The 23,167-nt window shown below is 43.0% G+C and carries 26 protein-coding genes; 21 read left to right on the forward strand and 5 right to left on the reverse strand.

Going from position 1 to position 23,167, the window contains the following annotated elements; genetic code table 11:
• Positions 1–316 precede the first annotated feature (316 nt).
• The 9 genes from ACFRAM_RS26045 (at position 317) to ACFRAM_RS26085 (ending at position 6,202) form a co-directional block, all read left to right on the forward strand.
• Entirely contained in the window at positions 317–754 is a 438-nt protein-coding gene (locus ACFRAM_RS26045) for a GNAT family N-acetyltransferase (protein ID WP_379469670.1), read from the forward strand.
• Between the two features lie 31 nt (positions 755–785).
• On the forward strand, positions 786–1,205 hold the full coding sequence (locus tag ACFRAM_RS26050) for an NUDIX domain-containing protein (RefSeq protein ID WP_379469819.1): 420 nt from the start codon (positions 786–788) through the stop codon (positions 1,203–1,205).
• 175 nt (positions 1,206–1,380) lie between these two features.
• Positions 1,381–1,983, forward strand: a complete 603-nt coding sequence (locus ACFRAM_RS26055; protein ID WP_379469672.1) for a class I SAM-dependent methyltransferase — start codon at positions 1,381–1,383, stop codon at positions 1,981–1,983.
• Positions 1,984–2,259: 276 nt separating this feature from the next.
• Positions 2,260–2,415 carry a hypothetical protein gene (locus tag ACFRAM_RS26060; RefSeq protein ID WP_379469824.1) on the forward strand — a complete coding sequence of 52 codons (156 nt, stop codon included), beginning with the start codon at positions 2,260–2,262 and terminating at the stop codon, positions 2,413–2,415.
• 324 nt (positions 2,416–2,739) lie between these two features.
• Entirely contained in the window at positions 2,740–3,750 is a 1,011-nt protein-coding gene (locus tag ACFRAM_RS26065) for a phosphotransferase (protein ID WP_379469674.1), read from the forward strand.
• Between the two features lie 267 nt (positions 3,751–4,017).
• Positions 4,018–4,695 carry a GNAT family N-acetyltransferase gene (locus ACFRAM_RS26070; RefSeq protein ID WP_379469675.1) on the forward strand — a complete coding sequence of 226 codons (678 nt, stop codon included), beginning with the start codon at positions 4,018–4,020 and terminating at the stop codon, positions 4,693–4,695.
• 14 nt (positions 4,696–4,709) lie between these two features.
• Positions 4,710–4,913 carry a hypothetical protein gene (locus ACFRAM_RS26075; RefSeq protein WP_379469677.1) on the forward strand — a complete coding sequence of 68 codons (204 nt, stop codon included), beginning with the start codon at positions 4,710–4,712 and terminating at the stop codon, positions 4,911–4,913.
• A gap of 13 nt (positions 4,914–4,926) precedes the next feature.
• Positions 4,927–5,415: a glutamine amidotransferase-related protein gene (locus tag ACFRAM_RS26080; protein WP_379469679.1), complete on the forward strand. Its 489-nt coding sequence runs from the start codon at positions 4,927–4,929 to the stop codon at positions 5,413–5,415.
• A gap of 88 nt (positions 5,416–5,503) precedes the next feature.
• Positions 5,504–6,202: a class I SAM-dependent methyltransferase gene (locus ACFRAM_RS26085; protein WP_379469681.1), complete on the forward strand. Its 699-nt coding sequence runs from the start codon at positions 5,504–5,506 to the stop codon at positions 6,200–6,202.
• Positions 6,203–6,284: 82 nt separating this feature from the next.
• On the opposite strand, the gene ACFRAM_RS26090 is transcribed toward ACFRAM_RS26085, so the two are convergent.
• Positions 6,285–6,899 (reverse strand): TetR/AcrR family transcriptional regulator, encoded by a 615-nt coding sequence (locus ACFRAM_RS26090; RefSeq protein WP_379469683.1) that lies wholly within the window; start codon positions 6,897–6,899, stop codon positions 6,285–6,287.
• 121 nt (positions 6,900–7,020) lie between these two features.
• Between ACFRAM_RS26090 and ACFRAM_RS26095 the strand changes: the two genes are divergently transcribed.
• Complete coding sequence (locus tag ACFRAM_RS26095) at positions 7,021–8,199, forward strand: MFS transporter (protein WP_379469685.1); 1,179 nt, start codon at positions 7,021–7,023, stop codon at positions 8,197–8,199.
• Between the two features lie 99 nt (positions 8,200–8,298).
• A complete protein-coding gene (locus ACFRAM_RS26100; RefSeq protein WP_379469687.1) occupies positions 8,299–9,201 on the forward strand; it encodes a helix-turn-helix domain-containing protein in 903 nt (300 codons plus the stop codon).
• A 90-nt stretch (positions 9,202–9,291) separates the two neighbouring features.
• Here the strand turns inward: ACFRAM_RS26100 and ACFRAM_RS26105 are convergent, their stop codons facing one another.
• Together ACFRAM_RS26105 and ACFRAM_RS26110 are read right to left on the reverse strand one after the other, a co-directional pair.
• Positions 9,292–9,807, reverse strand: a complete 516-nt coding sequence (locus ACFRAM_RS26105; protein WP_379469689.1) for a DUF2812 domain-containing protein — start codon at positions 9,805–9,807, stop codon at positions 9,292–9,294.
• Entirely contained in the window at positions 9,808–10,383 is a 576-nt protein-coding gene (locus ACFRAM_RS26110) for a PadR family transcriptional regulator (RefSeq protein ID WP_379469691.1), read from the reverse strand.
• Between ACFRAM_RS26110 and ACFRAM_RS26115 the strand changes: the two genes are divergently transcribed.
• From ACFRAM_RS26115 to ACFRAM_RS26150, 8 genes are all read left to right on the forward strand, one after another.
• Complete coding sequence (locus ACFRAM_RS26115) at positions 10,382–11,269, forward strand: alpha/beta fold hydrolase (protein WP_379469693.1); 888 nt, start codon at positions 10,382–10,384, stop codon at positions 11,267–11,269. The two genes, ACFRAM_RS26110 and ACFRAM_RS26115, sit on opposite strands and share 2 nt — an antisense overlap.
• A gap of 114 nt (positions 11,270–11,383) precedes the next feature.
• Entirely contained in the window at positions 11,384–11,959 is a 576-nt protein-coding gene (locus ACFRAM_RS26120; RefSeq protein ID WP_379469695.1) for a LysE family translocator, read from the forward strand.
• Positions 11,960–11,983: 24 nt separating this feature from the next.
• Entirely contained in the window at positions 11,984–12,757 is a 774-nt protein-coding gene (locus ACFRAM_RS26125; protein WP_379469697.1) for a helix-turn-helix domain-containing protein, read from the forward strand.
• A gap of 59 nt (positions 12,758–12,816) precedes the next feature.
• The gene (locus ACFRAM_RS26130; protein WP_379469699.1) at positions 12,817–13,500 is read left to right on the forward strand and encodes a response regulator transcription factor; all 684 of its coding nucleotides are present in this window, start codon (positions 12,817–12,819) and stop codon (positions 13,498–13,500) included.
• A complete protein-coding gene (locus ACFRAM_RS26135) occupies positions 13,501–14,502 on the forward strand; it encodes a sensor histidine kinase (protein ID WP_379469701.1) in 1,002 nt (333 codons plus the stop codon).
• Between the two features lie 106 nt (positions 14,503–14,608).
• Positions 14,609–15,547: a VanZ family protein gene (locus ACFRAM_RS26140; RefSeq protein WP_379469703.1), complete on the forward strand. Its 939-nt coding sequence runs from the start codon at positions 14,609–14,611 to the stop codon at positions 15,545–15,547.
• Between the two features lie 24 nt (positions 15,548–15,571).
• Entirely contained in the window at positions 15,572–16,255 is a 684-nt protein-coding gene (locus tag ACFRAM_RS26145) for an ABC transporter ATP-binding protein (RefSeq protein ID WP_379202219.1), read from the forward strand.
• Positions 16,252–18,843 (forward strand): ABC transporter permease, encoded by a 2,592-nt coding sequence (locus ACFRAM_RS26150; protein WP_379469705.1) that lies wholly within the window; start codon positions 16,252–16,254, stop codon positions 18,841–18,843. The genes ACFRAM_RS26145 and ACFRAM_RS26150 overlap by 4 nt, the downstream gene beginning before the upstream one ends.
• A gap of 113 nt (positions 18,844–18,956) precedes the next feature.
• Here ACFRAM_RS26150 and ACFRAM_RS26155 read toward each other — a convergent pair whose 3' ends face one another.
• Positions 18,957–19,421: an HAD family hydrolase gene (locus ACFRAM_RS26155; protein WP_379469707.1), complete on the reverse strand. Its 465-nt coding sequence runs from the start codon at positions 19,419–19,421 to the stop codon at positions 18,957–18,959.
• Positions 19,422–19,615: 194 nt separating this feature from the next.
• The gene (pgmB, locus tag ACFRAM_RS26160; protein WP_379469822.1) at positions 19,616–20,308 is read right to left on the reverse strand and encodes a beta-phosphoglucomutase; all 693 of its coding nucleotides are present in this window, start codon (positions 20,306–20,308) and stop codon (positions 19,616–19,618) included.
• 394 nt (positions 20,309–20,702) lie between these two features.
• On the opposite strand from pgmB, the gene ACFRAM_RS26165 reads away from it, so the two are divergent.
• Entirely contained in the window at positions 20,703–21,584 is an 882-nt protein-coding gene (locus ACFRAM_RS26165) for an AraC family transcriptional regulator (RefSeq protein ID WP_379469709.1), read from the forward strand.
• Positions 21,585–21,718: 134 nt separating this feature from the next.
• A complete protein-coding gene (locus tag ACFRAM_RS26170; RefSeq protein WP_379469713.1) occupies positions 21,719–23,143 on the forward strand; it encodes a 6-phospho-beta-glucosidase in 1,425 nt (474 codons plus the stop codon).
• The last annotated feature ends 24 nt before the right edge of the window (positions 23,144–23,167 follow it).

Here is a 23,167-nt window from a genome sequence, read left to right on the forward strand (position 1 = left end):
GTTACGACAAGTTGGCCAAGTCATTCTTGGCGTTTGTATACGTAGCTGCCATTTTCAAATTGACTCAGTGATGAGTTTTCAGACACGTCCTAGTTATATCACGGGGGGACTTTTGAAATGTTGCTCTCTCATTCGGAGTGCGTGACTGGCGTAAACGGGAATAAACTAGGAGGAAGTGTATGTTTTTTAGCTGTCGTACGCTTGAAGGCCTCTTATACTTGCTAGATAGATTGGTGCAATATTTAGATAACGGATTTATTCACGAAATATATTTGCAGCGGTAGTTCAGAATTTGTGAACAGGGAGGAAGTCAATTGTGCTGTTTCGAAAAGCTAGTACAACCGATATACCGCAGTTAATTAAATTTCGTAAGATCTTGCTAGGTCATGAGGACAACAGTAGTATGGATGAAATATTTAGTGACTATTTTAATTCCTCATTATCAGATAAGTCACTCGTTGTATGGGTAGCAGATGATGACGGGGTAGCCGTGTCAACAGTATGCTTTTGCCTATGTCGATTTGCACCACGATTTGACAATCCTTCTGGATTGGTTGCATACATGACTAATGTTTACACAATCCCCAATTACCGCCGCCAAGGTATAGTATCCAAACTTGTTAGTGAAGCAATAGACGATTTGAGGACACAAGGAATTAGAAAAATTCTGCTACATTCGTCTGATATGGCTATACCGTTGTATGAAAGTCTTGGTTTTGTTGAAGGAAAGAACTATATGTCAATCAATACTTGATACTAGGAATGGGGCGACTGATTTGTCAAAAATGATTGGAGCAGCAGCAGTTATCTTGGATCCCGAAGGAAGAGTATTATTGGTAAAGCATAGTTATGGAAAAAACAACTGGGACCTCCCTGGCGGCAAAGCTGAAGATAATGAATCTGCCGAGGAAACAGCAAAAAGAGAAGTGCACGAAGAAGTAGGATTACAAGTAGGAGTAAGGCAATTGACAGGTATTTACTACGACCCGAACTATGATATGCATCATTTTGTATTCATTGCAAGTAATGAGAGTGATGGGGCACCTCAACCAAGCTCCCCTGAAATTTTAGAATGCAGATTTTTTTCAAGAGATGATCTTCCTAGACCGATAAGTGATTTCACGTGTAAACGAATAGAAGACGCAATAAATGATGATAGACAGCAGCTATTCCATATTATTGGACCGAGAAAATGGATTGAATAATAGTGTTTAAAAGCGACTCAAAGCAACAAATACAGTTAACGCGAAGAAAACAATATTCACGCCGATATCCCGATACTCTTTTGATTGGGGAGCGGCTCATATGGAGCATATGAATGAGTTATACGGAGAGGATTCTTCTGAGATAAACCTAGATGAAAAGAGGGGAGAAATCTAAATGGGAAATACAGATAAGTTTGAAATGATAGCGAACACATACGACACTCCTGAAAGAATTCAGGTTGCCAAGGTATCCTCTGATGCCATTCGTGAATATTTAGTTGATGCTAAGAGCAAGACGGCTATTGATTTTGGGAGCGGAACCGGTCTCCTTGGCATGAACCTTCTGGGCGATTTTCACTCCGTGCTTTTTCTTGATACCTCACCAAATATGATTAATCAAATTAAGCAAAAAATCTCCGAGTTCAATATTCAAAATGCAGATACATTGTGCTTTGATTTTGAAAAGGAAGCTTTATCGGATTTGCGTGTGGACTATATTTTTATGGCTCAGGTTTTGCTTCACATTGCTGATTATGAACTTGTTTTATCAAGATTATATGATGTTCTCAATGAAGGGGGACATTTGCTGATCGTTGATTTTGATAAAAATGAAAATGTCGCTTCAGATCTCGTGCATAACGGATTCCAGCAAGATGAGTTAACCGGCAAGATGACGAAAATCGGGTATGGGAATATCCAATCCAAAACTTTTTATACCGGAAGTAAGATATTCATGGGGCAAGATGCTTCGATGTTTATTCTTGATGCGCAAAAGTAATTTGTGTGTGCTTTTAGAATAAGTTGTATACACGAAATGCTCCCTGTTCCGTCTGCTAACGGACCCCAGAGACGTTATTTCCCAGTAACCGACAGGTTCCAGAAAATAACGGACTCCAAAGACGTTATGAGTAGAAATCCGGTGTGAAATCCACGGTTTGGGCGGAAATAGCGTCCCCTCAGTCCGTTACATGTTCCAGATGCTGTTTAATGTGCAAATAACGACGATAGGGTCCGTTAGCCCCCATGCAGGAGTTTCAACCTTGAACTCGGGAGTGTGTCAGGACAACTAAAGAAGAACCGTGGTTTCCGGCGTTTTCTGCTTCGCGGCATAGAGAAAGTGACGCCTCCGGTCGGAGGGCTTTCGCTTGCGTATAACGTGTTGAAGCAAGCTGCAGTGGACCAACAACGAAGAGCAGTGATTCTCCAATAACGGGAGAATTGCTGCTCTTCTTACTTTTTTTAGTGAAAGAAGGGAGCTGAGTCCGGTTCGTTAGAAAAACGACTTTTGGGACAGCCTCTATTGCCGTTACATACAGCCTGGAGAACCTAGCCTAAGCAGGGCAGGTTTTTGGTGGTGATAAGAAGGGATTTTTTTATCAAAATGGAATTTAATTAAAAAGTTTATTTGCGGTCACACGCTTGCTCCTTTGGAACAGGTGATGCCTGATGATGCGGGAAGAGAAATTTTGCTTGTGAGATGTTTCCTTTGGTTAGGTTAGGGATTAAAACTGTCGATTAGAAAGGTTGGTTTTGAATGCCGTTAACGACTGAGGATCAATTAATTGGCGAAATCGATGACTGGCTGAAAAAGTATTTGTCGACTGAAATTCTATCCGCCGGGCGTGTAAGGCGCGGGCTAATGAACGAGAAGTGGATCATCGAGACAAGCAAAGGGTGGCTGTTCGTCAAAAGCTATCATCCCAGGCGGTTTAAGATCCATGATCCGGAGTTTCGCGGCAAGATTGAAAATGCGCTGCAGCTGCAGCTTCTTTTTTATCAATCTGGAGGACGGTGTCCTGAGCCACTGATGCTGGAAGGGCGCTGCATGCACATCTTGCCGTGCGGAAGGTACATAACCGTCATGACGCGTTGTCCGGGCGCTATGGTGCCTGCTGGCATAATAATCGGTGAGCGTAAAATGTACTCACTCGGAAGAGCTGCTGCGGATATGCATGCTTTCTGGGATTCCGCGGCGACATTAGGGTTCGAAGCGGCAGTGCCGCCGGAGGAGCCGATTTGGCAGTTGTCTCGCGAGGAGATCGAGCGCACCTGGGAGGTAAGTTGGGATGCTGCTCGTAACTCGTCTGATCGTGTCCGGAACGCAATGCAATTACAGAAAGCAATTCTTGATTCACTTGGAGATGAAGACTTTGCGCCACTGACTGCGGGCTGGGCACACCTTGATCTGTGGGCAGACAACCTGCTTTTCGAAGGAGACGCTCTGGCAGCCATCGTTGATTTCGACCGAGCACGCTATTCGTTTCCTGAGATGGACCTCGGGCGGGCTATCCTGTCCGGTACGCTCAGCGGGTGCGGGTTCCATAAGGATGCGGTGATCGCTTTCGCTGAAGGCTACAGCAAGGTGCGGCCGTTGCCACCGGGCTCGCTTTTAAGGGCAATCAAGTATGTCTGGTGTATCGAATCGTTCTGGTGGATTCAGCCGTCGCTCGAATCGTCCAGCGTAGTTCCTGTCCGTTTTGCCGAAGAAATGATCTATACTGCGGAGCATTGGGAGCAGCTCGACGCTCTACTTGGAGGGATATGAGGATTGAATTTCAAAAAAAGTGAGCAATTTTAATCGAGGCATACTCTTTGAATTATTGACAGATGCGTATTCATTTGTTTAAAGATACAAACAAAGCAGTAATGCTGATTGGCGAGATTTTGAAAGGCAAGGGGAAGAGCCAAGATATCGCGGGTGCTGCCGGTGAACACATAGATTATGTATATTACACTACGAGCGAGTGATCTTTAAGGATGATCTAATGGTATAGAGAAAGGGTGAGCTATAACCAATAGAGGAGGTAAGCTTTTGTATAACCATCTAGAACTAATGAGTATACAAGCAGATGTACTTTATCTGCATAATCAGGCTGGACGGATGACAACGATTAATGAGCCAATGAATCAGCCTGCTCCGCGATTTTTTTGGGGACAGACTATTGCGGGCCGTATTGTGCGATTCCGCAGTGATGTACCTGACCATGTAGTCCATGACATTCTACAGCTTATAGACCAGGGCGATTCAACCGTGCAGCTTGCCAAGATTATTCGTGCGCTTGAGAAAGATAAAGAAATCAGGAGCTTATGGATGGGCCCGGCTTTTACATTCCAAGAAACGGCAAAGGAGCATGCAGCTGCTACCTTGGTTACGGAAGACAATAAATACTGCTTGGAACCAGGATTCCCTAGTCTATTATCGGAACTGAAATTTCGAGGACCTTGTTATATGGTGACAGAGAATAACATGGCTGTATCTGTCTGTTTTAGTGCGAGAAGTAACGATCTAGCGGCAGAGGCTGGCGTCGAGACATTGAAAGCTTATCGTGGAAAAGGATATGCGATGACCGTAACGTCCTCCTGGGCACAAGCGATACGACGTTCTCAGAGGATCCCGTTATATAGTACCTCATGGGATAATTATGCTTCGTTGTCTATTGCCAAACGTCTTGATCTTCATCTTTACGGAACGGATATTTCAATATATTGAGGAGAGTGTAGAACATGGAGATGAAAAGTGAAAAAGGAGATGTACTGGCAATCTTAAATATTGACACCTTTCAAGAGGAGCATGATCTTGATAGCGTTATTCGGTCATTAGAACCTGGCATGGGTAAGGGGATCTATTTAGCCGAGGAGAAGAAGATCACGCAGCAAACAAATTACGAGGCGGTAAAATGGCTTAAAGGTCTGGACAGTTCCGGCTAGTCCTTATAAAAGTATGCAAGGCGCGTTAAATGGTATCCGATTTGCAAGAGAACATAATATACCATTTCTAGGGACATGCGGCGGTTTTCAGCATATGATTATTGAGTTTGCCAGGAATGTTCTGGAGATTTCAGAGGCGGATCATGCTGAGGAGAATCCTAACTCTTCATTCATCCTGGTTGCTCCTCTAACTTGTTTCGTAAGCGAGCAAACGCATACTTTTAAACTTACACCTGGCTTAAAAGTAGCTGAAATTTATGGTGAGCATGAGATTGTTGAGCAGTATGGAGTTTGTAATTATGGCTTAAACCCTGAGTTTGCTCCTCTGTTAGAGAAAGCAGGTATGCGGATTGCAGGAGTTGATACAGATGGAGAAGTTCGTATTATGGAACTAATGGATCATCCTTTCTTTATTGGGACGCTATTTCAGCCTGAACGCTCAGCATTAAAAAATATGGTTCACCCGCTAATTAGGGCATTTCTTCAAAAAGCTATACAATAACATGGTTTTTTATAACATTTATTGGTATAATTTTTCCTGAGCAGTCCCGTTAGATTAGAATAGTTGAGAAGAGGACAGGTGAGCCGAGATGAGTAGAGCAGAGGTTAAATTAGATTTAAGTCGGATTGTTTTTATTGGAAGAACATTTGATGAGTACATGTTGATGTTTGGTTTGTCTAAAGCGGAGTTAAAAGGACGAAAAATTCTTGATTGCCCGGCGGGTACATGTTCGTTCACTGCAATTGCCAACCAACTAGGGGCAGATGTTACTGCCACTGATATTGCTTATGATCATCCTTTTGAACAGCTTGCTGAAAAAGGTTCTGAAGATATTGAGCATGCTATGCTTAACATGGAACAGGCACAGGGGAATTACAAATGGGATTATTTTAAGTCTGTAGAAGGTTTAAGCGCCCACAGAGTACAAGCGTTAACTGATTGTGCCAATGATATGAAAGAATTCCCTAATCGTTATGTTCCTGCTGTTTTACCTGTATTGCCTTTTGGCGATAAGGAATTTGATTTAACGCTATCTGCCCATTTCTTATTTATGTACGCTGATCGGTTGGACTATGACTTCCACTTGCAAGCTATACAAGAGTTAATGCGTGTTACCAAGGAAGAGATACGCATATTCCCTTTGGTGGACCTATCCTGCAATCGATATGAGCATCTGGATAAGATAATTGATTTTATACAAAGCCAAGGTTACATTGCAGAAGAAATTAAAGTTGGTTATGAGTTTCAAAAGGGTGCCAACAGTATGTTAAGGATTAAGGAAGTTTAATACGATTTTAAAATAATGAAACCACTCCAATATTAGCAGGAGTGGTTTTGTTATTTATAGAGTAATGTTTCATACGGTATTATCATTTTTCCGATGTATTCGGGTTAGAAAAAGTAAAAGAATTCCCGAGCATACGCTCGACGATTCGATTGAATGCTAATTTTTTTTGGTCTAATGTATTTTCCTGCCACGAGAAAATCCCTGTATCAAACATAATGTTAACTCCAACGAGTATGAATTCAGCGGTTTCCTGCAGGTCTTGAATTTGAAAAATCTCTTCGGATACCCCTTGCTCCAGAATTTGTATCACATAAGGGACGCTTTCCTGGACGATTTGTACGAGGACTTTCTGGTGAATCGATGCATTATATTCGTGGTGAAGAAATTCTATAATGCTCTCATCATCATAGGATTGTCTCCACAAGATGGCATAGAGTTTGGCCTCCGCATTCATTTCTTCGGTTTCAGCCAGCGCTTTGATCTTGGTGATTTTTTCATCGACCAAGCGCTCCACTATGGCGATCATAATATCTTTTTTAGTTTTGAAATGATAAAAAAACGTACCTTGAGCGATGCCCATTTTTTTGACAATATCGCTTACAGCAGTTTGATCGTAACCCTTCTCTCTAAAGAGTTCCAATGAGGTCTCTATGATTTCATGGCGCCGTATCTCTGGTTTTTTGTTGACTCTTTTCAAGGTATTTATCCTCCCTTTTGTATTCTTTATTTTATTGACTATTAGTCAGTTAGTCAATATAATGAGCTGGACATCATAAAACTGACTATTAGTCAGTTAAGACGAAAGGGAGAAAGTTATTATGAATTTACGCCTTATTTTATATCTTGTTGGTTTCAGTGCTTTTACAGGATCTCTAGGACAGAACTTATATACACCTCTGTTATCCGACATGCAAAATGAGCTGAATACAACAAGTTATTTAATGAGTTTGACGGTCTCATTATTTTTGATTGCCTTAGCTGTTATGCAGATCGTGTTCGGACCACTGGCGGACACTAAAGGAAGAAGAAAAGTGCTTATACCCGCGCTTGTCTTATATTGTGTGGCATCTTTAGGCTGCGCATTCTCTCATTCCATTGGTTTATTCTTGGTGTTTCGCGTCTTGCAGGGTATAGGTTCAGCAGCAGTTCCTGTTATAGGGGCAGCCGTAATTGGGGACTTGTTCCGTGGAAAAGAGTTGGCAAAGGGAATGGCAACTTATCAGCTTATGCTTTTACTTGCGCCCGCTATAGGGCCACTTCTGGGTGGAGTGATTGGAGAGAAGTTCGGTTACCAAGGTGTGTTTATCTTTTTAACACTCATCATACTGCTGCTTCTGTTCGCAAACATGAAGTTCCTGCCCGAGACTAAGTCACAGACAGGATCTGCGCAAGGCTTTAGTCTAAAGTCACTTACGATTATTTTTCGCAATCATCTTGGTGCTGTCGTCGTATTGTATGGATTCATCCAGTTTGTCATTTATTTGGTATACATCGTGTTCGTGCCCCAAATCTTAAGTACGTTTTACAGCATGTCTTCAGGAAAAGTCGGTACTGTACTCCTCCTGATGTCTGTCTGTACGATTGTGAGTATTAGAATGGGTAGTTGGATGCGTAATGTTATGGGAAGCGGAAAAGGTTTAATGTATGCCTTTCTCTTTCAATCGTTTAGTGTCGTTCTGTTTGCATTAACCGCCCAGCTATCGCTGTCGTTCTTGATTGTGGACGTCTGTCTATTCGGCTTTACGATGGGATTGACTACGTCCATGCCAACGACTATTCTGGCGGAACAATTTCCAGAGGAACGTGCTACTGTCATCGGCGTGTTTAACTTGGTCCGGTATATAGGCAGTGCGCTTGGCCCGATGATTGGTTCATTGCTTTATGTTGAGAGTGACTTGAAGCCTTTGTTCTTAACCTGTGGCGTAATCTACGTGGTTACTGTCTTGGTTGGGGGCTGGTGGATGCGTATGAAGGGACTGAAGGTTGTTACAACTTGAGGAGTAGGAGCAAGAATAGGGGAGCTTTGATGTACAACTCAAATCAAGTATGCAAAAATCACCAGTGATATGATCAAAACGAAAGGAGGGAGGACTTCCATGTACGAATGGAATGAAATGGTCCAGCTAATGGTAGACTGGGTGGAGAGCAATATTACGGAGAGCGCATCTCTTATTCAGATGTCAGAACAGCTAGGCTATTCACCCTATTATTGTTCTAGACAGTTCAATCAATTAACCGGGATGACTTTACGGGATTACATCTGGACTCGAAGGATCAGCCGTGCCGCCCTGGAGCTCCGCGATAGTGATCAGCGGGTTTTAGACGTTGCCGTAAAGTATGGATTCTCATCACAAGAAGCGTTTACACGAGCATTCAACAAGGCTTTTCGGCTCACCCCTGCAGCATACCAAAAAGCTCCCCGGCCTATTCCGTTGGCTATTCGTCAGGAGGTATTCTCACCTTATCATTATTTGATCAAGGAGCGGGATAAGATGAGTAAAGTACATTTGCAACCAGCGGAGATCAAAGTCGAGTTCATTCCAGCACACAAATTTATCGGGATCTGGGACATTTCCGTAACAAATTATGGGGACTTCTGGGGAAACGGACACTCTTGTGATGAGGTTAGCGGTACGTTGGAGAGTATGTCTAATCATGCCCTACCGGGACAACTTGGTCAGACGGCAGGATGGTTTTACCAGAATGGGCAGAAGGGGTACTTGTATGGAATCCCCGTTTCACTGGAGTATGATGGGCCTATTCCGGAAGGGATGGAATGCAGGGAGATCCCAGAATCGGAATATTTGGTCTTTTTCCACCCTACGTTCGACTACCTAAAAGATAATAGCGCTGTTATGAGTACAGTTGAGGACGTAGCATGGAACTTCGACCCCAAAGGTATGGGATACGTATGGGATGAAGGAAGCAAGCAGGACTACCAACGGCATTTCCCAGAGGGATATGGTTATGCGGTATTGCGACCAGTAAAAAAGATATAGCTGTTTAAGGAATGATTTGAGCATAGATAATACTTGTAATAGCGAAAAGGCCATCCCTCAAGGATGGCCTAAAAACTTACCGCCTATTGTTTAACCTTGTTGTCGTTTTCTCATATACAATGATTTGCTGAATCCGATGAACGGAAGGAATGTGAAAATAAAGCACACCATAAATAGCATTAGTCCTGTCCGAATAAAAGCGTCCCATTCAATCTGATTTGCTACAATAATGCAGACTATCATTAAACTCATAAATACCAAGGACCACTTGCCATATTGCTGTCTTTTCCTGCTAAGAAGCTCTATTTCGGAATCCGAATCGCTGAATATGGGAGATGAGCCTGCTTCTGCCCTGAAAATCTGATAGCCGTTCTCGGCTACAATGGGTATCCATCCGCTGGCTTCGTAAAAAGTCATCATTTCAGGATTAATGCGCTCTTCCAAGTTCAGAGAATAATCAAAGTCATGCCGCGCTCCTTTTTCGAAGCGGTAGAAAAAGCCCCTCATCCCGGTAACATGCCAACCTTTTTGACTCATTTCTTTAAGCAAATTCATATCGCTCTCAGGTGTCATTGCCAATCCACCGCTCATACGATATTTAGCCATTTATTTACCCTCCTTAGCGAGATGTTTTTTTGCAATTTCCACCATACGTATTCTTTTATTGAAATTTTCAAGGAGTATTATTTTACCTTCGTCTGTGATTTGATATGAAATTTTTAAATCTTCTTCATTTGCTTCTGCAATCCAACCGGCATTCTTTAATTTTCTAAGTGTTGTATACATCGTTGCTGGGCCGATTTCGACATCGCCCTCAGTCATATCTTGGATGACTTGCATAATTCTATAGCCATGTATCGGCTCAAGTGTTGCTAATAAAATCAGAAAGATACTGTCTGTAAGCTCACCAGACTCATAGGGGCTTGTTCTAGCCACCGTACCACCTCCTATATCAATGATGGATATACCTGAATTATATCCATCATTGATATATCCGTCAAGTGAATAATGGATAGGAAGATCAGATGTTTTATGGCGGGGATATCGTAACTTAACACATTGTTTTAATTGCGGAGCATTGCCATGATTATCATGGAAGTAATCATTCAGGGATGGAAGGAACCTCTCAAAAGCATTAGGCATAAGCTGAGTTATATCGATGTTGAGAGGATGTTTTAGCATGTATCCTTATTACCCGCAGGTTCCTCAATTTCCCTATCCCAATTGCCATTTAATGCTTCCAAGCTTTTATAACTCCCCATATCCTGCAAACGGATGGTTTGGGCAATATGATGCCCGTGAAACATTTGAAAGTCACCGGTTGCCACCGGAGCAAAAACTGACCTTTGTGCTTGTACATGGTTCTTGGGCCGACGCGCACTTCTGGGACGGTATAGCAGCCGAGCTGCGCAAGAGAGGGCATACCGTCTACACGCCAGAGTACGCAGGACACGGTAAAGACCCAAACAAGGCGGTAACGCATGACATGATTACGAAGTCTGTTGTCGACTATGTAACAAGGCTGAACCTGCATGACATCATTCTCGTCGGGCATAGCTTCGGAGGAAGCGTTATTCAGAAAGTTGCGGAACAGATACCGGACCGCCTCAAGCGGCTTGTCTTCTGGGACGCATTTGTATTAAAAGACGGGGAGTCTGTTGCCGACGAGTTGCCACCGCAAACGAGGCAAGGGTTCGAGCAGCTCAGAGGCGCATCGCATGACGATACAATTATGCTTCCGTTTTCGCTTTTCCGGGCTCTATTCGTTAATACAGCGACTTTGGAGCAAGCCAAGTGGATATACGCAGGCGTTGCTCCAGAGCCGGCAAAACCACTCTTTGAGAAGCTGGATCTTAAGGCGTTCTATGCTCTGCCTACGCCTAAAAGCTATTTGTTTTTTTACCAAGACAACGTTTTTACAGGAGCAGAGGGCTTCGGCTGGTATCCGCATATGGCTTCGCGGCTCGGCATGTTCCGCCTGATTGTTGGTGACGGTGACCACATGACAGATGCATTCGTAAGGCCGTCCATGGTAGCGCAGAAGCTGTACGAGGCGGGCCGGGACTGATGTGCTGAGCAAATTCGCACACCTGGCTCAAGTAACTTATGATCAGCAATAATGTACTATATGTCACTCATTATAAGATGTAGGATGTGAGAACCGCTTGAAAGGAGCCTTCTCATGGACACTACATCTTTTTTGATTTACTGTATGATAGCCACATTTACACCAGGACCTACGAATATCGTCATCTTGTCTACTGTTAATCATTACGGGGCAAAACAAGCTTTAAAATATTCGTATGGAGCCACGGTTGGTTTTGGTTTATTACTTGTTATTTCCGCTGTTCTGAATAATTTGTTACTAACGATTCTACCGAAAGTATTAATGATTATGCAGGTCATCGGGAGCCTTTATATGCTCTATCTGGCTTATCTAATTTGCAAAAAGGATTCGTCAAATCCATCTGAAAACCAAGCAGCCACCTTTTGGTCTGGCTTCATGATGCAGTTTTTAAATCCCAAATTAGTATTATTCACATTGACTGTAATTCCAACATTTGTCCTGCCCTATTACAGTGGAGCCCCTGCTATAATGCTAAGTGTCATTGTGATAACATTGATCGGCTTTTTAGCTTTTATAACATGGGTGCTGTTCGGCACGATCTTTAAAGAGTTCTTACAGAAGCACAATAAGATTGTTAGTGTTATGATGGCCATTTTATTAGTTTATGCTGGCATCATGATCTGGGTTTAGATAAGTTCATGTAGAGGTGCTATAATGGAGAAATTTCTCTATAAAAAATCGGCAGGTATTACCGCATTGTCGGCAAGTATGACGGAATTCAAGTATAAGAAGCACGCTCACAAGGAGTATGCAATAGGCGTAACTTTGCGCGGCATTCAACATTATCACATAGATGGCAGCTTGCAATTATCTCATCAAAATGGTGTGATGTTCTTCAATCCAGAACAGGTACATGACGGTATGGCACATGATAAGTCAGGTCTAGATTATGTAATGTTATATATTGATACGCAAATGCTTCTAGAGGGTATAGGAAAAAAGGATATTGTACGCTTTTCAACACCTATTGTGTACGATGATAGACTTGGACAACGAGTTGTAAGCCTGTCACAAGCAATATTAGGTGAAAAAGATGAGGCGTTATGCTGTGAGTTGTTCCTATCTCTGACGGATAGTCTTGTACAGATCAATCTTTCTTTGGAGGACAAGAAGGATAGCGCGATCATAAGAAAAGCAAAGGATATGATTTATGGAAACCTGGAGCATGTCCTCAAGCTTGATGAGATCTGTACAGAGCTTAATTTATCAAAATATCAATTTATCCGTATATTTAAGGCTCACACTGGAATTTCACCCTACCAGTACTTCCTTAATTGCAAAGTCGAACGGGCAAAGCAGTTAATCGAAAAAAATAGAGATATCTATTCAGCGGTAGCTGCATGCGGTTTCTTTGATCTGACCCACTTAAATAAACACTTTAAAAGTGTATATGGAACAACCGCCCTTGAATATATCTCACATTTTTAGTCGATAGATCAATTAAGCCTGAAATAATCTGAACAATTAACTGTAAGGATGATCCCCACATGAAAATTTTATTAGTCGAAGATGATAAGACGATCGCCTCAGGTCTCGAATATTCACTACAGCAGGATCATTACTCAACGGTTCTATGCCATGATGTCGCCTCAGCCAAAAAGGTACTCGAAGAAGATATCGATCAGTTCGCTTTGTGCCTGTTCGATTTACAGCTTCCGGACGGAAGCGGCTATGAATTGTGCAGGATGGTGAAAGAGCGGCGGGACATTCCGGTCATTTTCCTAACGGTGATTGATGATGAGGTCAATGTTGTGATGGGTCTTGATATGGGGGCTGATGATTACATTACAAAGCCTTTTCGGGTTCGTGAGCTTCTCTCCCGGATCAAGACTGTTTTGCGGAGATACCAAAAGTCGCCCCATACGAGAGCGATCATAGATATCGACAATGTCCGTATCCATACGCTGGAAGGAAAAGTGTATAAAAACGGCGTCGAGGTTTCGCTGACTGCCTTAGAATATCGCTTATTGCTGATCTTCGGCAACCACCTTGGACAGGTTCTCACAAGAAATCAGCTTTTAGAGCAAATCTGGGATATGGCCGGCGAGTTCGTGAACGACAATACCTTAACAGTTTATATTAAAAGACTAAGGGAAAAGCTGGAGGATGACCCAGGGAACCCGGCTTTGATTAGAACAGTACGTGGTTTAGGCTATAAGGTTGGTGATTAGATGCTGCGTAATAGGGAAATTCAAATGTTATTGCTCATCATGGGCTCCATTAGCGTAACGGCAATCATTGTGTCTGTGTTCATTTCGTTTGTCACAGCAGCGTTTGTTTGTATTCTATCCATTCTGCTTATTGCCAGCAGTTTGTTATTCACGAGATGGAGATATCGCGAGCTAGAGAAGCTGTCGATCTATTTGCGGGAAATTAGCAACGGCAATGATACGCTTGACGTTCGCGATAATCAAGAAGGCGAGCTTAGCATTTTAAAAAATGATATTTATAAGGTGACGCTCATGCTATCGGAACACCGGTCGCTCCTGCAGCGGGACAAAATTCAGCTAACGGATGCCATATCCGATATTTCGCATCAGCTCAAAACGCCGCTCACTTCCATGACGGTAATGGCGGATTTGTTAAGCGCCCCTGACTTGCCTCCTGCCAAAAGAACAGAGTTCACCCATCATATTCGCATTCAGCTTGAACGCATCGATTGGCTTGTCTCCTCTTTATTAAAACTATCGAAAATGGACGCGAAAACCATCCCATTCAAAAAAGATGTAATTCCCATGAAAAAGCTTATTCAAAAGGCATTAGAGCCGGTGATGATCCCGATGGATATTAAGGGACAAAATCTTTCCATTACGGGAGATGACGAAGTCACTTTTATTGGCGATTTCAATTGGACTGTCGAAGCAGTCCTCAATATTTTGAAAAACGGTGTAGAGCACACACAGGAAGGCGGAACCATTTCGATCACATTTTCCGAAAATGCTTTATTTACGGAAATCATTATTGCCGACAATGGACAAGGCATTCCAAAAGAAGATTTACCTTATATTTTCAAACGTTTTTACAAAGGGAAAAATGCCAGCGAAGGGAGTATCGGGATAGGGCTTGCGATGGCTCACAGCATTATTGCTAGCCAGAACGGAGTGATCGATGTGACGAGCGATAGCGGGCAAGGCACGCAGTTTCGGATTAAATTTTATAAGCAAGTCATTTAGGACACTCCGTAAGTGACTGAATTGTCACCTTCATCGTCACCGGAAAGTCATGTTCGACAGATACAATGATATCCATCAGATAAGCGATGGAGGTAAGACAATGCAATTGCAATTGAAGCAACAACGTAAGATTCTTTTGTTCCTGACCATATCCTACTCTATTTTAGTTCTTTATTTTATGTTTTTCGCTTTTGGTAGAGCAGGTAAAGCAGGGTACGCTACGGAGCACACCTTTATGTTTTTACCAGACAGTTTTTTTAAGATGCCAAGTCTACCTGATTTTCTGCACCCAACGTTGATGGATTTTGTGGGTATCGGAAACTTCATAGCCTTCACCCCTTTTGGGATCTTCATTCCGTTGTTATACCGGACTAGCTTTGTCCGATTTATTACAGTGTTCATCTTGTCCATATTCGTACTGGAGACCATTCAGGGAATAACGATGCTTGGCAGCTTCGATACGAACGACGTCATTCAGAACGCAATAGGCGCAGCAGTTGGATTCGGGGCGTATAAACTTGGATTTCGTACAACAAACGTCTGGAGAAATATAGCGGCTACAGGTATTTCCATAGTTGTCCTTATGAGCGGGATCTGGGGGTGCTTTGTAGTGGTTGATAAAGTGTTCACCAAAGAAATCGGTCCTTTTATAGCTATAGATGAATTGAAAGACAGCACCGGAAATCCAGCAGCGGGAACTAAAACGTCCAGTCTCATCATTGGCGGTCACAACGTGAAACCCCAATATAATGTGTATAGTACCGAAGGAAAAATGAAGGAAACGTATACGTACACGTTAGGCATTGAGGAGGAGATGTATCTCTTCATAAATTATGGCATATCTGACCAAAAGGGTAATTATGGAAGTATCAGTGTTTCCGTCGATGGGAATGAGTACCTTAGCATATCTGCAGGAGATCAAGGCCATGAGATAGGTGAGTCTGAAATGTATCTCCCGCAGGCAAATGAAATTAGGATAACCATTGAGGGGAATGTAACCCTATGGGATGTTGGATATAGCAAGATGAAGTATTTCTGGGAATGAGTATCGAGGAAAGGAGGGATACCTTTGGAGATTTTAAGAATAGAGCATCTGTCTAAAATGTACGGCACAGGTGAATCTGTGGTAAAGGCGCTTGACGATGTTTCTTTCTCTGTTCAAAAAGGCGAATTCGTTGCGATTATCGGCCCGTCCGGCTCGGGGAAATCGACGCTTCTCCATATGCTGGGCGGCGTGGATCGGCCGACTAGCGGTAAAGTTTTTGTCGAGGATACGGACCTGTATGCCTTGAACGAAACACAGCTGGCCATCTTTCGGCGCAGGCAAATCGGTTTGATCTACCAGTTCTTCAACCTGATTCCTGTCCTGACGGTGGAGGAGAATATTACGCTGCCGCTCCTGCTGGATAAGCAGAAGGTAGATAAAAAGCATCTGGATAGTCTTGTCAGTACGCTGAATTTGCAGCATCGGCTAAACCATCTGCCGAATCAATTATCTGGTGGACAGCAGCAACGGGTCTCGATTGGCAGAGCAATTATTGGAAATCCTGCGATCATGCTGGCAGACGAGCCAACGGGGAATTTGGATAGCAAGAATAGCAGCGAGATCGTCGAACTTTTGAAAATGCTGAATAAAACCTATCATCAAACGCTGATCGTTATTACGCATGACGAACAAATCGCCTTACAGGCCGATCGGATCATCTCGATTGAAGACGGAAGAATTGCCAAAGACGAGGTGATCCGGCGATGAATATTGTCAATACGCTCACCATCCGGCATTTGAAGCAAAACAAGCGAAGAACGCTCGTAACCATTATCGGCGTAATCATTTCGGTGGCCATGGTGACAGCGGTTGCAACATTTGTTTTTTCCTTTTCCAATTTAATGATTAGGCAGACCATTGCGGAAAGAGGGGAGTGGCATGTCCAATATCAAGATGTAACCAAAGAACAACTCGCGGCGATACGCGCCGATGATGCAACCAAAACGGTTGCGGTCACAAAAGATCTTGGATATGCCTTATTAGAAAGGGGGCAGGATCCCAATAAGCCGTATTTGATCATCAAGGAATATGATGCACAAGCTTTCACGCAACTTCCAATTGGATTAAGTAAGGGACGTCTGCCGCAAAGTGACAAGGAAGTTGTTATTTCCGAAGCTGTTGCAACGAATGCTAAAGTGAAATACGAAATTGGCGATCATTTAACTCTTCGCGTTGGTGAACGATTTCAGCAAGGGGGCGATCATCCCCTGAATGATAGAGATCCGCTTCGTAGGGTCAACGATACTTTGGCCGAAACGCTACAGCATATGAAAACAAAGGATTATACGGTGGTGGGGTTCATCAAACGTCCCATGTGGGAAACGGCTTGGGCTCCAGGATATACAGTTATTAGCTATCTCGATGACAAGCTTATCGGGGCAAACGATGGAGTCAATGCGGCCGTAGCCCTTCAGAGTATTAATCCCAACTTGTTCACGCATGCGGAGAACTTGGCTGAAAGAAACAACATCAAGAGGGTCCAATTTAATAACGATTTACTTCATTATTATGGCTTGTCCAAAAACAAAGCCTCATACAGCACCATATACTCCTTATCGGTGATCCTGATAGCCGTTATTATGATCGGCTCGGTCTCGCTTATCTATAATGCTTTCGCAATATCCGTTTCGGAACGTTCCCGCCATTTAGGGATGCTCGCAAGCGTAGGGGCTACGAAAAGGCAGAAGCGAAACTCTGTGCTTTTTGAAGGGGTCGTCATTGGTGCGATCAGCATTCCTCTTGGAATTTTATGCGGTCTTGCAGGGATGGGAATTATCTTTTGGTTCATGAATGCCATGATTCGAGGCGCGTTATGGACCACTGAAAAGCTGACGCTCATCGTCACGCCGTTAACGCTTCTGATCATCTGTGTTGTCTCGATACTGACGATTTTCATTTCGACGTATTTCCCGGCGATCAAAGCATCCAAAGTATCCGCCATGGACGCCATTCGTCAAACAAGCGACTTAAAGCTCACAGTCAAAGCCGTGAAAACATCGAAATTCATTCGCAAGCTCTTCGGCATCGAAGCGGAAATCGGATTGAAAAATCTAAAACGGAACAAACGAAGATATCATGCCATCGTATTTTCGCTCGTGATCAGCATTGTTCTGTTTTTGACAGTATCCTTTTTTACTGCCGAGGTGAAACAATCCCTGAATATGTCGCAAGAAGGCGTCAATTTCGATATTGAAGTATCGTATAGCAACGGAAAAAGAATAGACGATTCCTTGGTACAAGACATTGCATCCCTGGATGGAGTAACGGAATACAACGTGATGCATGATTTGTATAAGAACGCCTGGATTGATGAAGCGTTCATCGCCGATGAACTGCAAGAGAAGGTTAAGAAAGATAAGAGTTTGCTGCAAGACGGAAAATATCCTTACGATATTAAGATCCACGCCTTGAATCATTTCAGTCTGCAAGCCTATGCCAAAGCGGTCGGCGTAGATTACGAACGGCTCACAGACCCGGAGCATCCTGCCGCGATCGTGAGGGATACGATCCATTACAATGATATGGACACAGGAAAATATGTGCAGACGAAGGCCGTATATGCGAAGGTCGGCCAAAGCATCGAATTAACGAATATCTATGAAGAAAATGTGAGAGATACGAAGCTAAACAAAGTAACCATTGCCGCATTGACGGATCAAGCACCGATGGGGATGAACGCGATAGGTATAGGCGGGTTAGATATTATCGTTTCGGAACGGATTTTGAATACATTGACAGTCGACGAGGACATAATTAACATTCACACCTCCCTCCATTTGAAAAGTACGGAACCGATGAAGACGCAGCAGGAAATCGAAGAGATGCATGAGACCAATCTGAATGTCAGTAATTTATATCAATCCAGAAAAAGTGAAGAGCAACAGATTCTATTGATGTCCGTCTTTTCTTATGGTTTTATCGTATTGATCTCAGCGATTTCCATTGCGAACATATTTAATACGATCTCTACGGGTATATTCCTGAGAAAACGAGAGTTCGCGATGCTTAAATCCGTTGGCATGACGCCAAAAAGCTTTGCGAAAATGATGAACTATGAAAGTGTTTTTTACGGGGTCAAGTCGCTGCTCTTCGGGCTGCCCGCCAGTTTCGTCGTGATGTATGTGATCTATGGGGCATTTGCGAATAAATTTAGCTACGGGTTCACCATACCATGGATAAGCATTGTGTCTGTCATTGTCGCCGTATTTGTCATTGTTGGTTCCGCCATGCTATATTCCAGCGCAAAAGTAAAAAAGGAAAACATTATTGATGCGTTAAAGCAAGAGAATATATGATAGGCCACCCGATCACATTACTGAACAGCCGCCCTCAGTTATCAGAATAACCCAACAGGCTAAGATAGATCAGCAACGATCCTTATCTTAGCCTGTTTATAATGATACATCGCTTAATTTCTAAGGGTAGGAATTAGGCGATGATGATGGATTAACAAGTCTAATCCATCAATTATATCGGTCACGGTGATATCGCTAGACATTAACGTTACCGTTGCACAGCCTTCTTTTCCAATGACTGCAATGGACAGATCCGCTTCCCGAAACATTAGCTCATCATTCACGCCGTTGCCCATAACAGCAACACCTTGTTCAAGCTGGCTAATAAACTTTCGCTTTTCTTCCCGCTGATTATCTTTACCGATAACATGCAGTTCTACAGGTAAACCTTCACATTCTCTAGCCGCACTACCGTTGCTATCGGCAGTTAATACATGGATTTTAATTAAAGAGTGTAGTTCTGTAAGCTTCTCTTGGACATTCGGTAGAACCTGACCGTCTAGAGCAATTGTTCCATTAAAATCTAGAACGAGATGGGAGAGAATAAGCTTCTCCCGCCCAGGAATATGTACTTGCATTGTGTTACTCCCTTCACTATACGTGGTGTAGATTGTACCACTAAGGGAGTATAGATTACTATCTATACTCTACGTTAGATGAAGTACATGTGCTGATGTACTAATGAGGAGAGAAAACACAGATTGAATCCTATAGCTCATAAATAACGAGAGGGCCACTAGAGCTATCAACCGGAGTAGCGCTGCTCAATTATTTATCTTACTTTATTCCTTGTAGCGGCGAATTGCTGGTTTAGCTCTGAATAGTTAAGTTCAGCAGTATGATTCAAGTTCATATTAGCGATGGATAGGTTTTCCTGTAAAGAGATATATACTGTGAACATACCTGCCGCTTTGATCGCATCTACCCCAGCTACAGCATCTTCAACCCCGACGCAGAATTGCGGATCTACCCCAAGCGCAGCTGCAGCGGTCAGGAATACTTCCGGGTCTGGTTTGTTGTGGGCAAGTTTGGCTGCATCCACGATGACTTCGAAATCTTTCTCCATGCCGAGAAGGCGGATCACCGTAAAGGCATTTTTGCTTGCGGAAGCAATACCGGTCTTCACTCCGTGTGCCTTCAGCTCGGCCAGTAATTCAGAAATACCAGGCAGTACATCGGCCGGGGTTACCTGCTGAATGAGCTGCTGATAGAACTCATTTTTGCGAGTTGCCATCTCCTCCAACTCTTCGGGAGAGTAAGTGTGTGGAGTTGCTGCTTGTCCAAGCAGCAACTCCAGTGAGGCTATACGTGATACACCTTTGAGATTCTCATTGAACTCTCGAGTGAACGGAAGTCCAAGCTCCTTCGCGATCAGGTCCCACGCCTGATAATGATATTCTGCGGTATCGGTAATAACGCCGTCTAGATCAAAGATTACAGCTTGAATTTGAGAAGTTGCATTCATTGTATTGTGCTCCTTATAAATTAGGTTTGAGTGCTTGAGCACTGACTTGTCGTTGCCCAGAGTCACCGATTGACCGTAGAGAATTAGATCCAGTGCTTCACCCTCTATCAATTCAAGCTCCATACCTTCCTCTCTTAATAGTTATGAATGGAATTTTAAGTCGGAAAGATCTGAAATTATACTAAAATATTTAGAGAATTGTCGAAATTTTTAGGTGGATTTATCAACCGCTGTAAAATTGAGGAGTCGAGGTCTATCCCCAAATAGCTATCCTTACTTCCCTAATTGGGTACTGGATAGCTCTTTTTTATGTTAAGTATCAGTGACTACCCTCGCCTTTATCCGTGAAAAATGAGATTATTACTCCATTAAATTAAGTTAGAGAGATGATAAGATGGCCATTTATTTGGAATTCCCCCGACTGGATAAAGCCTTTCCGTATCGCTGTATTGTGAACGACGGCAACATATTGACTACACCGCATTGGCATAAGGAAATGGAGATTATCTGGATTGTAAAAGGAAAAGTGAATCTTGGCGTAAATGACCAGCCGATGCAGCTCAAAGAAAATGAGTTCGTCTTCATCAAAGGTGGAGATATTCATTATGTGATGGCTTCACCTAAAAGTGAGCGGCTGGTTTTCCAATTTGACCTTAGCTTTTTTCAGGATGTGATGCTTCTGAACAACACACCTTTTACGCTGGAGGAGCTGTTTGCCTCAATTGAACCGTATTCCACGTACTGGCGGCCAGAGGTTCAGAAGAAAATTCTTCAGTTATTGAATGAGCTATACCAGGAAGGCAAGGTGCAGCAGATCGGTTACGCATATGCTATCAAAAGCCTTTTGTGTGAGCTGATCACCGTGATGTATCGTGAAATGAATCATTTTAAGCCGCGTATAGTCTCCAATAAGCCGTATTCTCGTGAAATTCTTGAACAGTTGTCCATGGTCTTCCAATATGTAGAGAAAAACTATACTCATCCTATACAACTTGCCGATGCTGCCAAAATTCTCGGCTTTACCCCACCGTATTTCACTAAATTTTTTAAAAAGCATACCGGCAAAACTTTTGTCACCTTTTTGAACGAATATCGGATTGATAAGGCGAAGTGGATTCTCCTCAATGATGATGATTCTGTGACAGAGATCGCCGGTAAGGTGGGCTTCGGAAGCACCAAGACTTTCTATCGGCTGTTTAAGGAGATTATTGGGATTGCCCCTTTGCAATATAAAAACTCAACCATCAAAGGTGCCTTTGGACAGGACAAAATATGAGAACAATTTGACAAGATCAAGGGATTCATTCTTGCGTACCAAGCCTTATTATAGGCATAGGCAACAAAAGAAAACAGCTTGGGTGTTTATAAATGAGAGCATTTACAAACTGTTAGTAACTTGGAGGTTTTATCATGAAATTATCCCGAGATTTCCTGTGGGGCGGCGCTATTTCGGCTGTACAGACCGAGGGTGCGCATTTAGAAGATGGCAAAGGTCTATCTAATTTTGATGTACTGCCGATGAATGACCGTCGTTTAAAAGACGTTGTGATGGACGAAGATAATATTTTCACAGAAGAAGGCCAACATTATCCGAGCCATACTGGGATTCATTTCCGAGAACATTATAAAGAGGATATCGCATTGCTGGCGGAAATGGGCATCAATTCATTCCGATTTTCTATCTCTTGGCCGCGCCTATTCCCGAAAGGGGATGAAGCTACTGCGCTAGAGTCAGGCCTCGCATTCTATGAGAGCATATTGGACGAGCTTGAAAAGTACAACATTGAGCCAGTGATTACGATCTCACACTTTGACTTGCCGATGCATTTGGTGGAACATTACGGGGGATGGGCGAACCGCCAAGTGGTTGGTTTTTACGTAAATTATGCTAAGACGCTACTTCACCGATTTGGGCACCGAGTAAAATATTGGATTCCTTTCAATGAGATGAATATGGTTTTGCATATCCCTTTTATAGGCGGGGGCTTAACCTTTACAGCGGCTGAAAACAAGCTGGAGAAAAAGTATCAGGCTGCGCATCATCAGCTTCTGGCTAACGCTCTGACCGTGGAAGCGGGCAAGCAAATCGTTCCAGGCATTCAGTTCGGCTGTATGCTAGCGGCTGGCAAGACATATCCATACACATGCAAACCGGAGGATGTATTCGCTTCTCTGGAAAGTGACAAACATACACTATTCTTCTCCGATGTACAGGTATATGGTCAATATCCAAATTATATCGCACCATATTTTGCGAAGCACAAGATCAACATTCACACGGAACCGGAAGATTTTGAAATCCTGAAGAACAATACAGTAGACTTTGTCTCCTTCAGCTATTACTCAAGCGCTTGTACGGCAGTATCCACAGAAGGACTAGAGACTCGTCGTACGAATGGTTTTGAGACAGTTAAAAATCCGTATCTACCACCAAGTGGAAGTGTCTGGCAGGTAGATCCGATTGGACTTCGCATAACAATGAATCAATTGTATGATCGATACCGGATTCCGTTGTTTATTGTCGAGAATGGCCTTGGAATCGCAGATGAACCAAATAAGGACTTTCATGTTCAAGATGATTATCGAATTGAATACCTCACCGATCATTTACGCAACATGAAGGATGCTGTAGAACAGGATGGAGTCGAGCTCATTGGTTATATGTCATGGGGTTGTATCGACTTGGTCAGTGTAAGTGAAGGCAAAATGTCTAAACGTTACGGATTTATTTATGTGGAAGCAGATGACTATGGGAATGGTACCTTTAAACGGTATAAAAAGGCCAGTTACCACTGGTATAAAAAGGTGATTGAATCAAATGGTGAGTGCCTCTAAAGCGGTCTCTATATACGAAGCTGC

Origin of the sequence: Paenibacillus sp. NPDC056722, from assembly GCF_042790635.1 — a bacterium.
GTDB classification, from domain to species: domain Bacteria; phylum Bacillota; class Bacilli; order Paenibacillales; family Paenibacillaceae; genus Paenibacillus_AQ; species Paenibacillus_AQ agri.